Source organism: Halovulum sp. GXIMD14794 (genome assembly GCF_054457455.1).
Genome location: NZ_JBTLNF010000009.1, coordinates 167419 through 180889, shown reverse-complemented (window position 1 = coordinate 180889; position 13471 = coordinate 167419). Strand labels below are relative to the sequence as shown.

General features: G+C 65.8%; 18 protein-coding genes. All 18 read right to left on the bottom strand.

Annotated features, from left to right (window positions below; genetic code table 11):
• Entirely contained in the window at positions 1-306 is a 306-nt protein-coding gene (gene nuoK, locus ACW9UR_RS21645) for an NADH-quinone oxidoreductase subunit NuoK (protein WP_458919150.1), read from the bottom strand.
• Between the two features lie 56 nt (positions 307-362).
• A complete protein-coding gene (locus ACW9UR_RS21640) occupies positions 363-797 on the bottom strand; it encodes a hypothetical protein (protein ID WP_458919149.1) in 435 nt (144 codons plus the stop codon).
• Positions 797-1411, bottom strand: a complete 615-nt coding sequence (locus tag ACW9UR_RS21635) for an NADH-quinone oxidoreductase subunit J (RefSeq protein ID WP_458919148.1) — start codon at positions 1409-1411, stop codon at positions 797-799. The genes ACW9UR_RS21640 and ACW9UR_RS21635 overlap by 1 nt, the downstream gene beginning before the upstream one ends.
• Before the next feature lie 63 nt (positions 1412-1474).
• On the bottom strand, positions 1475-1969 hold the full coding sequence (nuoI, locus tag ACW9UR_RS21630; RefSeq protein ID WP_458919147.1) for an NADH-quinone oxidoreductase subunit NuoI: 495 nt from the start codon (positions 1967-1969) through the stop codon (positions 1475-1477).
• 1 nt (position 1970) lies between these two features.
• Entirely contained in the window at positions 1971-2399 is a 429-nt protein-coding gene (locus ACW9UR_RS21625) for a hypothetical protein (protein WP_458919146.1), read from the bottom strand.
• Positions 2396-3475: an NADH-quinone oxidoreductase subunit NuoH gene (nuoH, locus tag ACW9UR_RS21620; RefSeq protein ID WP_458919145.1), complete on the bottom strand. Its 1080-nt coding sequence runs from the start codon at positions 3473-3475 to the stop codon at positions 2396-2398. The genes ACW9UR_RS21625 and nuoH overlap by 4 nt, the downstream gene beginning before the upstream one ends.
• Positions 3476-3478: 3 nt before the next feature.
• Positions 3479-5497, bottom strand: coding sequence for an NADH-quinone oxidoreductase subunit NuoG (gene nuoG / locus ACW9UR_RS21615; protein WP_458919144.1), 2019 nt, complete (start codon positions 5495-5497; stop codon positions 3479-3481).
• Positions 5498-5630: 133 nt separating this feature from the next.
• Positions 5631-6077 (bottom strand): DUF5333 family protein, encoded by a 447-nt coding sequence (locus ACW9UR_RS21610; protein ID WP_458919143.1) that lies wholly within the window; start codon positions 6075-6077, stop codon positions 5631-5633.
• Positions 6074-6574 (bottom strand): DUF3291 domain-containing protein, encoded by a 501-nt coding sequence (locus ACW9UR_RS21605; protein ID WP_458919142.1) that lies wholly within the window; start codon positions 6572-6574, stop codon positions 6074-6076. Before ACW9UR_RS21605 ends, ACW9UR_RS21610 begins: the two co-directional genes overlap by 4 nt.
• Positions 6575-6604: 30 nt before the next feature.
• The gene (gene nuoF / locus ACW9UR_RS21600; protein ID WP_458919141.1) at positions 6605-7900 is read right to left on the bottom strand and encodes an NADH-quinone oxidoreductase subunit NuoF; all 1296 of its coding nucleotides are present in this window, start codon (positions 7898-7900) and stop codon (positions 6605-6607) included.
• A 3-nt stretch (positions 7901-7903) separates the two neighbouring features.
• Positions 7904-8128: a DUF5337 domain-containing protein gene (locus tag ACW9UR_RS21595; RefSeq protein ID WP_458919140.1), complete on the bottom strand. Its 225-nt coding sequence runs from the start codon at positions 8126-8128 to the stop codon at positions 7904-7906.
• A gap of 78 nt (positions 8129-8206) precedes the next feature.
• Positions 8207-8986 (bottom strand): endonuclease, encoded by a 780-nt coding sequence (locus tag ACW9UR_RS21590; RefSeq protein WP_458919139.1) that lies wholly within the window; start codon positions 8984-8986, stop codon positions 8207-8209.
• 53 nt (positions 8987-9039) lie between these two features.
• Positions 9040-10104: an NADH-quinone oxidoreductase subunit NuoE gene (gene nuoE, locus ACW9UR_RS21585; RefSeq protein WP_458919138.1), complete on the bottom strand. Its 1065-nt coding sequence runs from the start codon at positions 10102-10104 to the stop codon at positions 9040-9042.
• Positions 10104-10490 (bottom strand): hypothetical protein, encoded by a 387-nt coding sequence (locus tag ACW9UR_RS21580; RefSeq protein WP_458919137.1) that lies wholly within the window; start codon positions 10488-10490, stop codon positions 10104-10106. Before ACW9UR_RS21580 ends, nuoE begins: the two co-directional genes overlap by 1 nt.
• A gap of 11 nt (positions 10491-10501) precedes the next feature.
• Positions 10502-11713, bottom strand: coding sequence for an NADH-quinone oxidoreductase subunit D (locus tag ACW9UR_RS21575; protein WP_458919136.1), 1212 nt, complete (start codon positions 11711-11713; stop codon positions 10502-10504).
• Positions 11714-11715: 2 nt separating this feature from the next.
• Positions 11716-11901 (bottom strand): hypothetical protein, encoded by a 186-nt coding sequence (locus ACW9UR_RS21570; protein WP_458919135.1) that lies wholly within the window; start codon positions 11899-11901, stop codon positions 11716-11718.
• Between the two features lie 63 nt (positions 11902-11964).
• Positions 11965-12846, bottom strand: a complete 882-nt coding sequence (locus tag ACW9UR_RS21565; RefSeq protein WP_458919134.1) for a sulfotransferase — start codon at positions 12844-12846, stop codon at positions 11965-11967.
• The gene (locus ACW9UR_RS21560) at positions 12846-13457 is read right to left on the bottom strand and encodes an NADH-quinone oxidoreductase subunit C (protein ID WP_458919133.1); all 612 of its coding nucleotides are present in this window, start codon (positions 13455-13457) and stop codon (positions 12846-12848) included. The genes ACW9UR_RS21565 and ACW9UR_RS21560 overlap by 1 nt, the downstream gene beginning before the upstream one ends.
• Positions 13458-13471: the final 14 nt, after the last annotated feature.

Here is a 13471-nt window from a genome sequence, read left to right as displayed (position 1 = left end):
TTAGCCCTTCATCACGTTGACGTCTTCGACCGCGATGGTGCCGCGGTTGCGGAAGAAGCAGACCAGGATCGCCAGGCCGATCGCGGCCTCGGCGGCGGCGACGGTCAGCACGAACAGGGCGAACACCTGCCCGCCCAGGTCGCCCAGGAACGAGGAGAACGCCACGAAGTTGATGTTCACCGCCAGCAGCATCAGTTCCAGCGACATCAGGATGACGATCACGTTCTTCCGGTTCAGGAAGATCCCGAAGATGCCGGTGACGAACAGGATCGCGGCGACGGTCAGGTAGTGGGACAGGCCGATCATGCTCGGGTCTCCGTCAACTGGGGAATGGCTCTGGTGGTGTGTGTCATCTTCTCTCCTCAGAGCGCGCAGGCGTAATAGGCAAGCTGGTATTCGATGGTGCCGGGCTGGAGCGCGCGGCGCCGGGTCTGGTTCAGGGACGTCACCGACAGGCTGATCTGGTCGGGGCGGGAATACTCGCCCAGCCAGCGGTAGGTGGCCGTGGCGCAGTCATAGGCGCGGCTGAGATAGGTCGCCTTGCCGCCCTGCCGCTTGACGAAGACCGCGCCGGCCCAGGGCCGGCCGCCTTCCTTCTGGGCGGAATAGAGCGTGTAGACCGCGCCGCCGCCGCTGGCGACGACCTGGTTCGAGCCGCGGAAGGTCGTGATCTTCTTGTAGGTCTTCACCGGCAGTTGCGCCGTCGCCTGCGCGGGCGCCTGGCTCGCGGCCGGGTCGGCCACGAGTACGCCCGTCGCGATGGCGGCAGCAACTGCGATGAGGACGCCGCGCTTCATCAGATGCCCTGCCCCGGTTTGACGTCTTTCAGTTCGACCGAAGCCGCCGGATCGCGGTAGATCTGCGCCAGGATGTCCTGCCGCTTGACGTTCTCGCGGTGGCGCAGGGTCAGGACGATCGCGCCGACCATGGCGACAAACAGGACCAGTCCCGCAGCCTGAAACAGGAAGACGTACTTGGTGTAGATCAACTGACCCAACGCGACGGTGTTCTGGATCTGCTCGGGGGCCGGAGTGACGGCGGCGCGCTGCGCGGTCGCCTGCTCGGTCACTTCCCAGGCGCCGAATGCAAAGCCCAGCTGCAGCAGGATCACAAGCCCCAACAGGAAGCCGATCGGCGCGTAGCGCGACAGTTCCCCGCGAAGTTCCGCGAAGTCCACGTCGAGCATCATCACCACGAACAGGAACAGCACCGCGACAGCGCCCACGTAGACGATGACCAGAAGCAGCGCGACGAACTCGGCCCCCAGAAGGATGAACAGCCCCGCCGACGAGATGAAGGCCAGGATCAGCCACAGCACCGAGTGTACCGGGTTGCGCGACAGCACCACGAGCCCGCCGGAGACGACGGCGGTGATCGCGAATAGATAGAAGGCGAAGGCGGCAAAGCCCATGGATCTGTCCCTCGTTCTGTTGGCGCCGGGTGTTCGTCCGGCGCTGGTCTTCTGGCCCGCTCGTTACCGGTAAGGCGCGTCCATCTCAAGGTTCCGGGCGATCTCCGCCTCCCACCGCTCGCCGTTGGCCAGCAGTTTCTCCTTGTCGTAGAACAATTCCTCGCGGGTCTCGGTCGAGAATTCGAAGTTCGGCCCTTCGACGATGGCATCGACCGGGCAGGCTTCCTGGCAGAAACCGCAGTAGATGCACTTCGTCATGTCGATGTCGTAGCGCGTCGTGCGACGGCTGCCGTCTTCGCGCGGTTCGGCATCGATCGTGATGGCCTGCGCCGGGCAGATCGCCTCGCAGAGTTTGCAGGCGATACAGCGCTCTTCGCCGTTCGGGTAGCGGCGCAGCGCGTGCTCGCCCCGGAAGCGGGGGCTCAGCGGGCCCTTTTCGTGCGGGTAGTTCAGCGTGGCCTTTGGCGCGAAGAAGTACTTCAGACCCAGCTTGAAGCCACCGAAGAAGTCGGCCAGCAGGAAGTAGCGCGTGGCGCGTGTCCAGTCGATCGCGGTCATCTCAGCACCCGACCTCCATTTGAATGATATTGTTCATCACGCCGTCGTAGACGGCGAAACGGTCCGCGACGGCCTGCGGCACGTTCGCGGGAAGATCGACCCAGAGTGACCAAATCTCGACCGCGGCGGCGCGCTCTTCCTCGGCGGTGCAACCCTCGCCCTCCGAGGCGAAGTAGAGCGCCGAAGCGCCGTAGCGCAGTGCGGTCAGGATCGCGAAGCTCTCCATCCCGTGGGGGCGGAACATCCGGACGTCGCCAGCGCCAAGCAGGCCCAGCTCGCCGGCCAGGGCGTCGGCATTGCAGTCCTCCGACCCGAGCGGCGCGGTGGCGCAGGCTTCGATCACGCCGAAGTCCTGAGCCGCCACGGCTGGGGCCGCGACAGGTGTCGCCGCCAGCATGGCCAGAAGATATGCCGCGCCCCGGTGGATCACTCGGCCACCGCCTCGATCGGGGTCCAGCGGGCCCAGAGGCCGCCGAGGTTGCCCTCTTCGCCGTCGATCATGGCGAGGCCGGCGACGATTACCACCCAGCCGAGCGACATCGGGAGGAACACTTTCCAGCCCAGGCGCATCAGCTGGTCGTAGCGGTAGCGCGGCACGATGGCCTTCACCATGGCAAACAGGAAGAAGAAGAACCCCATCTTGATGACCATCCAGTGCAGCCCGTCGCCCAGGATCCACCATTCCGAGACACCCGGGATCGGCGACAGCCAGCCCCCGAAGAACAGGATGGTGATGAGCGCACACATCAGCACGACAGCCATCAGTTCGCCGATCATGAACAGCAGGAACGGCGTCGAGGAGTATTCCACCTGATAGCCGGCGACCAACTCGGCCTCGGCCTCGGGCAGGTCGAAGGGCGGACGGTTGGTTTCGGCCAGCGCCGAGACGAAGAACAGCGCCACCATCGGCAGATGCGGCAGCCAGTACCAGGACAGGAATCCCCAGTCGCCGGACTGCGCGGTCACGATGTCGGTCAGGTTCAGCGAGGCGGTCGAGATCAGAACGCCCACGATGATGAAGCCGATCGACACCTCATACGAGATCATCTGCGCGGCGGAGCGGAGCGAACCCAGGAACGGGTATTTCGAGTTCGACGCCCAACCGCCCATGATCACGCCGTAGACCTCGAGCGAGGATACGGCGAAGATGTAGAGGATGCCGATATTGAGGTTCGCGACGACCCAGCCGTCGTTGAACGGGATCACCGCCCACGAGATAACCGCAAGGACGAAGGCGATCATCGGGGCCAGGAAGAACACCGGTTTGTCGGCGCCCGCGGGCACGACGACTTCCTTGACGATGTACTTCAGGAAATCCGCAAAGCTCTGCAGCAGGCCCCAGGGGCCGACCACGTTCGGGCCCTTGCGCATCTGCACCGCCGCCCAGACCTTGCGGTCGGCATACATCAGGAAGGCGAGCGCCACGAGGATGCTGACCGTGACCAGAAGACACTGCGCCAGGATCAGGACGAAGGTGCCGAAGGGGGTCGCGAGGAATTCCGCCATGTCTTACTCCGCCGCCAGCGGCTGCGAGCGTTCGGCAGCCAGTCGAGAAAGCTCCGCCATCACCGTCGAGGCGCGGGCGATCGGGTTGGTCTGGTAGTGCTCGCCTAGGGCGGCGGGGAAGTCGCCCTGCCCCAGATCGCCTAGCGCCAGCTGGTCGCCGGTCTTCTCGGCCACCTCGTCGATGTCCGCCAGCACCGGGTGTGCCTCGAACATCTGCGCGCGCAGCTCGTCGAGCGAGTTGAACGGCAACGTAGCGCCCAGTTCGGCCGACAGTGCCCGGAGGATCGCCCAGTTTTCCTTGGCCGCGCCCGGCGGGAAGCCTGCGCGGAAGGCCATCTGCGGGCGGCCTTCGGTGTTGACGAAGATGCCCGGCTCTTCGGTCCAGGCGGCGCCCGGCAGGATCACGTCGGCGCGGTGCGCGCCGCGATCACCATGGCTGCCCTGGTAGATGACGAAGGCACCGGCGGGCATGTCGACCTCGTCGACGCCCATGTTGTAGATCACGTCGGCGCCGTCCAGCGCGGCGTCCATGCCGCCCTCGGTGGTGAAGCCGATGTCCATGCCGCCAACGCGGCTGGCGGCGGTGTGCAGGATCAGCAACCCGCTGTCGGTGTCGGCGCAGATCTTTTGCGCGGCGGCCAGAACGGCGGCGCCGTCCTCGCCGCTAAGCGCGCCCTGCCCCACGATGACGATGCTGGGGGTTTCCCGGATCTCGTCGTTGCCGCCCATGTCGATGACCTTTTGCAGCGCCGCGCGGTCGGTGCCGATGTGGTCGTAGTCGTAGGTCAGGTCCACGGCCTCGCCGACCATGCCGACCTCGGCGCCCTTCAGCCAGGCCTTCCGGATGCGTGCATTCAGCACCGGAGCCTCGTTGCGGGGGTTCGCGCCGATCAGCAGGATGCGTTGCGCGTCGTCGATATCTTCGATCCGGGCGGTGCCGGCATAGGCGGCCCGGTTGCCCTCGGGCAGCTTCGCGCCGTCGGTGCGGCATTCGACCTTGCCACCGGCGCCGCCGATCAGGGCCTTGAGCGCGTACATCGCCTCGACCGGAACCAGGTCACCGGCCACGGCGGCGACCGTCTTGCCGTCGACCGCATCGCTGATCGCGGCAAAGGCCTCGCCCCAGCTGGCCTGCACCAGCTTGCCGTCCTTGCGGACATAGGGCCGGTCCAGGCGCTGGCGGCGCAGGCCGTCCCAGATGAAGCGCGAGCGGTCGGCGAGCCATTCCTCGTTGGTGCCGTCGTGGTTGCGCGGCACGATCCGCATGACCTCACGGCCCTTTACGTCGACCCGGATCGCGCTGCCCAGTGCATCCATGACGTCGACGCTTTCGGTCTTCTTCAGCTCCCACGGGCGGGCGGTGAAGGCGTAGGGTTTCGAGGTCAGCGCGCCGACCGGGCAGAGATCGATGACGTTGCCCTGCATCTCGGAGGTCAGCATCGCGCCCAGGTACGAGGTGATCTCGCTGTCCTCGCCGCGGCCGGTCTGGCCCAGTTCGGGGATGCCGGCGACCTCGGTGATGAAGCGCACGCAGCGGGTGCAGCTGATGCAGCGGGTCATCTTTGTCGCGACCAGCGGGCCCAGATCCATGTCCACGGCCGAGCGCTTGGGCTCGCGGTAGCGGGAGAAATCCACGCCGTAAGCCATTGCCTGGTCTTGCAGATCGCACTCGCCGCCCTGGTCGCAGATCGGGCAGTCGAGCGGGTGGTTAATGAGCAGGAACTCCATCACCCCCTCGCGGGCCTTCTTGACCATGGGCGAGGTGGTGCGGACCTCGGGGGGCGCACCCTCGGGTCCGGGGCGCAGATCCTTGACCTGCATGGCGCAGCTGGCGGCAGGCTTGGGCGGGCCGCCCACGACCTCGACCAGGCACATGCGGCAGTTGCCCGCGATCGACAGGCGCTCGTGGTAGCAGAAGCGCGGAACCTCGACCCCCGCCTGCTCGCATGCCTGCAGCAGGGTCAACCGCGGATCGACCTCGACTTCCTTGCCGTCGATGATGATGGTGCGCGTATCGCTCATGTGGTCCTCGGATCGTGTGCGCGGCCTGCGGGGGCGGAATCCGCCGGCGCGTCTTGCGCCGCAACATCGCGAAAGAGCGCCCGAACCGCAAGGCCCGGAAGGTGCTTATTCGCTGCGGCGTAGGAAGGCGACGTCATCGACGGCCTCCCGTGAAAAGCAGTTCGCCCGCCGGAGTGCCGGCGGCCATCTGGGCGCGGCCCAGCGCACAAAGCTGGTCGCGGTCGTTCACGTCATAGCCGGCGGCGGCGCCAAGAGCCACGACCTGCTCCGAGACCAGCGCGCGGACGCGGGCCTCCTCGGCGGCGCGGTTGGGGCGCTTCGACCAGCGCAGCAGGTCGGTACCGTTCGGGAACGCCTCGGACAAGGCGACGCCGAGCCGGGCGTCCGCCAGTTCCGAGTGCATGGTGATGCCCCGGCAGTTGCGGGAGACGCGCGAGGCCAGGTCGGCCTGAACCGCCCAGTCGAACACCTGGCGCGGGTAGCCCGAAGGCAATCCCGATGCAGCCTGCGCCGACACCGTTGCGGCCGCAGTGAGCGCGGCAAGCCCGGCGGCGAGGATGATTCGTGGTGCGCGGGTCATTCTGCGGCCACCTGTGCGCAACGGTTCTGCTGCCATCGGGCGGTCTCCTCGAGGTGGTTCCAGCCAAAGGCGTGATCGCTGTCGCCGTTGGCCCGCAGGTAGTCGAGCCGCGCCATTGCCTCGTCCAGCGTCGGACGGTGACCGGGGTGGATCCACCACATCACGAAGTGCATGTCGCTCAGCATCTCGAACCATTCGGCGCGGCGCTCGTAGAACTGGCGGTGCACAGTGTTCCAGACGAAGTTTCCCAGCGCCTCGGGGGTCTCCCAGACGGTCAGGTTGGCGACGAACTGCGGATCGTCACCGATGCTGTTCTCGGTGTTGCCGGTGCCGGGCTCGCCCGAGCCTTCCATCATCCAGACGAAGCCGGGCATGCGCTTGCCCAGACCGTTGATCCGGTCGAGCGCGCCCATGAACTCGGCGACGCGCGGATCGTCGGTGGGCGCCAACAGGCGGCCGACGTTCAGCTGTGCCAGATGTCCGTTCCCTGCGCTCACCTCTGCCCCCTGACCTCTGCCTGCTTCGCCTTACTCTGCCGCGACCGCGCTGAGGCGGCCGGTTTTCTGCGCCTTGATCCGGTCCTCGATCTCGCCCCGGAAATGACGGATCAGGCCCTGGATCGGCCAAGCGGCGGCGTCGCCGAGCGCACAGATCGTGTGGCCCTCGACCTGTTTGGTGACGTCGAGCAGCATCTCGATCTCTTCGACCTCGGCCTCGCCCTTCACCAGGCGCTCCATGACGCGCATCATCCAGCCGGTGCCTTCACGGCACGGCGTGCACTGGCCGCAGCTCTCGTGCTTGTAGAACTTCGACAGACGCCAGATCGCCTTGATGATGTCGGTGGACTGATCCATCACGATGACGGCCGCGGTGCCCAGACCCGAGCGCTGCTCACGCAGCCAGTCGAAGTCCATGATCGCCTCTTTCATCGTCTCGGCGGGCAGGCAGGGCACCGAAGAACCACCGGGGATAACCGCCTTGAGATTGTCCCAGCCGCCCCGGATGCCGCCACAGTGCCGGTCGATCAGTTCCTCGAAGGTGATCGACATCACCTCTTCGACGACGCAGGGGCGGTTCACGTGGCCCGAGATCGCGAAGAGCTTGGTGCCGGCGTTGTTCGGACGGCCGAAGCTCGAGAACCAGTCGGCGCCGCGGCGCAGGATGGTAGGCACGACGGCGATCGATTCAACGTTGTTCACCGTTGTCGGACAGCCGTAGAGGCCGACGCCCGCCGGGAACGGCGGCTTCAGGCGCGGCATACCCTTGCGGCCCTCGAGGCTTTCGAGCAGCGCGGTTTCCTCGCCGCAGATGTAGGCCCCTGCCCCGTGGTGCAGGTAGAGGTCGAAGTCCCAGCCCGAGCCAGCGGCGTTCGCGCCCAAAAGACCCGCGTCATAGCATTCGTCGATGGCGGCCTGCAGGGCCTCGCGCTCGCGGATATACTCGCCGCGGATGTAGATGTAGCAGGCATGCGCGCCCATGGCGAAGCTGGCGATCAGGCAGCCTTCGATCAGCGTGTGCGGATCGTGGCGCATGATCTCCCGGTCCTTGCAGGTGCCGGGCTCCGATTCGTCGGCGTTCACCACCAGGTAGGCGGGGCGGCCGTCGCTTTCCTTGGGCATGAAGGACCACTTGAGACCCGTCGGGAAACCCGCACCGCCGCGGCCGCGCAGGCCGCTGGCCTTCATCTTCTCGATGATGGTGTCGCGCCCTTCCTGGATGATCTTGTCGGTGCCGTCCCAGTGGCCGCGCGCGCGCGCGCCTTTCAGCGACCGGTCATGCATCCCGTAGATATTGGTGAAGATGCGATCCTTGTCTTCGAGCATGCCTCAAACTCCGTTGTCCTGGCGCCGCCGCCAGACCCTGTAGAGCACCGCGAGCGCCCAGACCAGAGCCGCGATGCACATCAGATCCAGAAGAAACGCGAACCTGACCGGCAGCCCCAGTGCCCCGCCGAGTGCGGACCCGGCCATCCACAGCAGGAAAGCCGCCACGATCACGATCGTGGCGAGCCGGACCTGCGCGGCGTCGGGTTTCTCGGAGGGGGCTGGCATGTCGATGCTGGCTCTTCGTTTCGGTGTGGTCTCGTTCGTCGTCTTTTCGGTCCTCCGCGGGGCGGTCCCCGCGGCGCGTCAGTCTCCCGAGGCGAGTTCCCGCGCCTGCGCAACCCATTCGTCGCGGCTGACACGGCCCTTGAAGCCCTCGAGGTTGTCGTCGACCCAGGCAACCTCGGCCAAGGTCCAGGCCGCGATCTGGTCGAAGTGGTAGTAGCCCAGCCCGTGGAGCATCTCCTCCAGCGCCGGACCGATGCCCTTGATGCGCTTGAGATCGTCGGGGGCGTCGCCCCGAGGCGCCATCAGGCCCTGCGGCCGGTCCGCTTCCGACGCGCCAGCGGCGGGGGCAGCATCCGGCTCATAGCGCCATTGGCCCTTGCGCCCGGCCAGATCGGCTTCGCCTGGCAGAGGCGTGCTGGGTTGAACCAGCGGCCGGTTCTCGGCCGCCGGGATCGGAGCGGCTGCCGCCGCGGGCGCGGCCGCAGCAGGAACGGGCTTCGGCGTTTCCGCAGCGGGCGGTTGTGCGACGGGCGGCTCTGCCTTGGGCAGCGACGGTTCCGGTACGGTCGGCTCCGGCTCGGTTCCATGCGGCGGACGCGGCACGGGCGGACGGGGCACTTCGGTCTCTGGACTGCCGGAAGGCGTGTAGCGCGTGCCGAGGTTCGGCAACCCGAAGCCCAGCTTGATGTGAAGGATGAAGGCCAGCACGCCGAACAGGATCAGACCCAGAAGGATCGCCACGCCCGGGTTCACCTCGATAACGAGAGCGAGCGCAAAGATCACCGCAGCTACTGCCGCGCCGATCCAAAGCGTCTCGTCGTTGTCGACGAGGTCGGGTTTGTTCTTACCTTCGTTCATGCTGGACGTCTCCCCATTGGCGCGCCCAGATGGCGCAGACCCGGCGTCGGGCGTCAGCCGTCGTCGCCTTTGGCCAGGTCCCGCGCTTGTTCAACCCAGTTATCACGAGTGACCCGGCCCTTGAAGCCTTCGAGGTTCTGGTCGACCCACTCGATCTCCGCTTCGGTCCATGCGGCGATCTGGTCGAAATGGAAGAAGCCCAGACTGTGCAGCAGCTTTTCCAGTTTCGGACCGACGCCGCTGATCTTCTTCAGATCATCCGGCTGGCCGTCGCGGGCGGCCTCGATCCCCACGGGGCGGCCTTCCTCGGTCTTGTCCACCTCGGGGCGGCCGATGTTCTGCGCATCCGAGGCAGGCTGCGCATCGGGCGCGCTGTCGCCTGCATCGTCGGTCGGCTTGTTGTCCGGGTTGGTGCGGGCGGGCGGCACGTGGCCGGTCGGCTGCTCGTCGCCGGTGATCCGCTTGATCGTGTCCCCCCACTCGATCGCGCGAGCGACGGAAGCGTTGGCGTCATGGTCGCCGGTGAGCTCGGTCAGCGAAGTCAGCTCGCCCAGCGGCTCCGAGGTGAATCGGCCGTTCTGCGGACCGGGCGTCGGCACTTTGCCGTCGGCGAGATCGTCGAGGATCTTGCCGAAGCTCTCGGTCGTCAGGTCTTCGTAGTAATCCTTGCCGATCTGGGCCATCGGCGCATTCGCGCAGGCCCCCAGGCACTCGACCTCTTCCCAGCTGAACTTGCCGTCGGCGGACAGCTCGTGCGGCTTGGCGGCGATCTTCTGCTTGCAGACTTCCATCAGGTCCTCGGCGCCGCAGATCATGCACGAGGTGGTGCCGCAGACCTGGATATGCGCAACGGACCCAACGGGTTGCAGCTGGAACATGAAGTAGAAGCTGGCGACCTCGAGGGCCCGGATATAGGCCATGTCTAGCATCTCGGCGACGGCTTCGATCGCCGGGCGGGTCAGCCAGCCCTCCTGCTCCTGCGCGCGCCACAGCAGCGGGATGATCGCGCTGGCCTGACGACCCTCGGGGTACTTGGAGATCTGTTTCTGGGCCCACTCCAGGTTCGCCGGGGTGAAGGCGAAGCTGTCGGGCTGTTCGGGATGAAGACGGCGGAGCATTATTCCACTTTCCGAAATTTGCCGCCTGCCTGATTAGGCCGGCGCATGATCCTTACGACGCAGGTGTTGGACCGATTGATCTGGGGACCAATGGCGCTTCCCAATTCAAAGGAAGAGCTTCCATCTGCATCGCGTTTGATTTCACTCTCGGGAATGCCGATCCTTTCAATGACCACGCATTCGGCAGGTTCACCGGCGTCAAGCTCGTTGTCTTTCGCACGAATGCGGGTGCAGCCGTCGGAGAGCATTACCATGACGCCGGGATCCGAGAAGTATCTCTTGAGGTCGGCTTCCTCAAAAGAAAGGCAATTACGGCCAGTATCTCTCGCCGGTTCGGAGGCGATCCCAACCGAAGAGATGGCACAAGTCACAACGATATTTGCCATCAAGCCCAATCTCACCTGTCGACCTCGCCGAACACGATGTCGAGCGAGCCCAGCACGGCCGAAACGTCGGCCAGCTGGTGACCGCGCAGCATGTGGTCCATGGCGGCCAGGTGCAGGAAGCCCGGCGCGCGCAGCTTGGCCTTGTAGGGCTTGTTGGTGCCGTCGGCGACCAGGTAGACGCCGAACTCGCCCTTGGGGGCCTCGACCGCGGCATAGACCTCGCCCGCAGGGACGTGGAAGCCCTCGGTATAAAGCTTGAAGTGATGGATCAGCGCTTCCATCGAGGTCTTCATGTCGCCTCGGGTCGGCGGGCTGATCTTGCCGCGGGTCATGACCGGCTGGCCCTCGGTCTCGGCCAGCTTGTCGAGCGCCTGCAGGATGATCTTGGTCGACTCGCGCATCTCTTCCATGCGGCAGAGATAACGGTCGTAGCAGTCGCCGTTCTTGCCGACCGGGATCTTGAAGTCGAACTCGTCATATAGCTCGTAAGGCTGCGAGCGGCGCAGGTCCCAGGCGAGGCCCGAGCCGCGCACCATGACGCCCGACATGCCCCAATCCATGATCTCCTGCCGCGACACGACGCCGATATCGACGTTGCGCTGTTTGAAGATCCGGTTCTCGGTCAGCAGGCCGTCGATGTCGTCGAGCTTGGCCGGGAACTCCTCTGCCCAGGTGCGGATGTCGGCCAGCAGGTCCGGGGTCAGGTCCTGATGGACGCCGCCGGGGCGGAAATAGGCGGCGTGAAGCCGCGCGCCACAGGCCCGCTCGTAGAAGATCATCAGCTTCTCGCGTTCCTCGAAGCCCCAGAGCGGCGGCGTCAGCGCGCCGACGTCCATGGCCTGCGTGGTCACGTTCAGCAGGTGGTTCAGCACACGGCCGATCTCGCAGAACAGCACGCGGATCAGGCTGCCGCGGCGCGGTACCGGCGTCTCGGTCAGCCGCTCGATCGCCAGGCACCAAGCGTGTTCCTGGTTCATCGGGGCGACGTAGTCCAGCCGGTCGAAATACGGCAGGTTCTGCAAGTAGGTCCGGCTTTCCATCAGCTTCTCGGTGCCGCGGTGCAGCAGGCCGATGTGAGGATCGCAGCGTTCCACGATCTCGCCGTCGAGCTCCAGCACAAGGCGCAGCACGCCGTGCGCCGCCGGGTGCTGCGGGCCGAAGTTGATGTTGAAGTTGCGGATCTGCTGCTCGGTGGTCAGCGTGTCGTCGCGAGAGCCGTCCATGCTCAGAACCTTTCGGATGGGTTGTCGCCGGGCCAGGCGCGGAAGGCCACGATCCACAGCACGATGATGCCGGCCAACGGGATGACGGCCGAGAGCGCGAGCAGCGGGTTCATCCCCGCGCGCGGCAGAAGCTTGTAGAGCGGGACGCCGAGAAGGATGGCGCCTATCAGCCAGGACATCAGAGCCATGTCATTGCCTCCTTCTTGTTCAGCGGCCTCACTATGCGGGCAATGGTACTACGGTCATGCATCTCACGCCTCCGCCATGCGGGACTGCCAACGCTCGGGCAGACGGCCGTCGAAGAACTCGTTGCAGAAGTCGTATTGCCGACGCAACAGGGCCAGCGCCTGCGCCTTGCGGTCGGCATCAAGGGTCATCGGAACGCCCTGGTTCTGAACGCGGCCGGTATCCGCCGCGTGCGGCGCCAGGCCCAGAAAGCCCCGTAGGCGCTCGAGTGCGGGCTCCGAGAACAGTTCTTCGTAAAAGGTGAAATGCAGCCGGTCGCGCGGCACGACAGCGGTCAACTCGGTCAAGGATCGTTCGTAATCCGAGCGGGACAGGAAGCCCTCAGCCTCGCCGCGAAGGAAGCGATCGATATTGCGTTCTGCCACCGATTGCTGACGGCGATCCGCCTCGGCCCGCCGCTTGCCCATCATACGGGCCTGCGACCAAACCCGGTCGACGGGGTCGCGGAGAATGTAGACCATTCGGACATCGTCACCCAGTTCGGCCATCTGGCGGAAATCGTCTCGCTTGAGCGTCGCGTAGCAAGGCGTCACGTCACCGATCAGGCGGCGGTTCCGGCGCCCCTTCGAAAGGTAGTCGAGGTAGCTGCGGTGATCGCCCGGTTCTCCGGGCCGGATCTTCAGCCAGTCCTCATTGTCCCGCAGCTTGGCGCGCAGATCCCTGTGCCTCCACGGCGCCGTACCGCGCAGGCGGCAACGAAGGCTCGACGCACGCCTTTGGTGGAGTTGCCAGTAGTAGGTATGCTCAGGATCCATCATCGCGTCGAAGTAGTGCATCTCCTTCACGCCGCGGAGATGCACATCAGGATGCCCGCGGAGATAGCTGTAGAGCCAGCTTGTCCCCGCTTTCTGGGCACCGACGCAGATGAGGATCGTGGGCTCGGCCATCAGCCTGCCTTTTCCTCCGACTTCTCGTCACCGGGCAGGATGTAATCGGCACCCTCCCAGGGGCTCATGAAGTCGAACTGGCGGTAGTCCTGCACCAGTTGCACCGGCTCGTAGATCACCCGCTTCTCGACCTCGTCGTAGCGGACCTCGACATAGCCGGTCGTCGGGAAGTCCTTGCGCAGCGGATGGCCGCGGAAGCCGTAGTCGGTCAGGATCCGGCGCAAGTCCGGGTGGCCCGAGAACATGATGCCGTACATGTCGAACACTTCCCGCTCGAACCAGTTGGCCGAGGGGTGAATTTCGGTGATCGAGGGCACGATCTCGTCCTCGCGGACGGCAACCTTGACGCGGATCCGCTGGTTCTGGGTCATCGACAGGAAGTGATAGACCACATCGAACCGCTTTTCCCGCGCCGGGTAGTCCACCGCCGTGATGTCCACCAGAGAGGTGAACTGGCACGAGGTGTCGGTCTTGAGGAACTTCACGAAGGCCGCGACGGCGGCCGCGCCGACGGTGACGACAAGCTCGCCCCGCTCCACACGGGCGTCGATGATCGCGTCTTCCTGCCGCTGCGAGATCAATCCGCCCAGCTCTGCAAGCGCCTCTGCCATATGGTGCCCCTTCC

Coding starts and splice junctions, on each gene's coding strand:
- nuoG (WP_458919144.1), bottom strand. CDS start 5,497: ATGAGCGATACGCGCACCATCATCATCGACGGCAAGGAAGTCGAGGTC.
- nuoE (WP_458919138.1), bottom strand. CDS start 10,104: ATGCTCCGCCGTCTTCATCCCGAACAGCCCGACAGCTTCGCCTTCACC.
- ACW9UR_RS21560 (WP_458919133.1), bottom strand. CDS start 13,457: ATGGCAGAGGCGCTTGCAGAGCTGGGCGGATTGATCTCGCAGCGGCAG.
- ACW9UR_RS21635 (WP_458919148.1), bottom strand. CDS start 1,411: ATGGGCTTTGCCGCCTTCGCCTTCTATCTATTCGCGATCACCGCCGTC.
- ACW9UR_RS21640 (WP_458919149.1), bottom strand. CDS start 797: ATGAAGCGCGGCGTCCTCATCGCAGTTGCTGCCGCCATCGCGACGGGC.
- ACW9UR_RS21590 (WP_458919139.1), bottom strand. CDS start 8,986: ATGAACGAAGGTAAGAACAAACCCGACCTCGTCGACAACGACGAGACG.
- ACW9UR_RS21565 (WP_458919134.1), bottom strand. CDS start 12,846: ATGGCCGAGCCCACGATCCTCATCTGCGTCGGTGCCCAGAAAGCGGGG.
- nuoF (WP_458919141.1), bottom strand. CDS start 7,900: ATGCTCGAAGACAAGGATCGCATCTTCACCAATATCTACGGGATGCAT.
- ACW9UR_RS21575 (WP_458919136.1), bottom strand. CDS start 11,713: ATGGACGGCTCTCGCGACGACACGCTGACCACCGAGCAGCAGATCCGC.
- ACW9UR_RS21595 (WP_458919140.1), bottom strand. CDS start 8,128: ATGCCAGCCCCCTCCGAGAAACCCGACGCCGCGCAGGTCCGGCTCGCC.
- ACW9UR_RS21610 (WP_458919143.1), bottom strand. CDS start 6,077: ATGACCCGCGCACCACGAATCATCCTCGCCGCCGGGCTTGCCGCGCTC.
- nuoH (WP_458919145.1), bottom strand. CDS start 3,475: ATGGCGGAATTCCTCGCGACCCCCTTCGGCACCTTCGTCCTGATCCTG.
- nuoI (WP_458919147.1), bottom strand. CDS start 1,969: ATGACCGCGATCGACTGGACACGCGCCACGCGCTACTTCCTGCTGGCC.
- ACW9UR_RS21570 (WP_458919135.1), bottom strand. CDS start 11,901: ATGGCTCTGATGTCCTGGCTGATAGGCGCCATCCTTCTCGGCGTCCCG.
- ACW9UR_RS21580 (WP_458919137.1), bottom strand. CDS start 10,490: ATGGCAAATATCGTTGTGACTTGTGCCATCTCTTCGGTTGGGATCGCC.
- nuoK (WP_458919150.1), bottom strand. CDS start 306: ATGATCGGCCTGTCCCACTACCTGACCGTCGCCGCGATCCTGTTCGTC.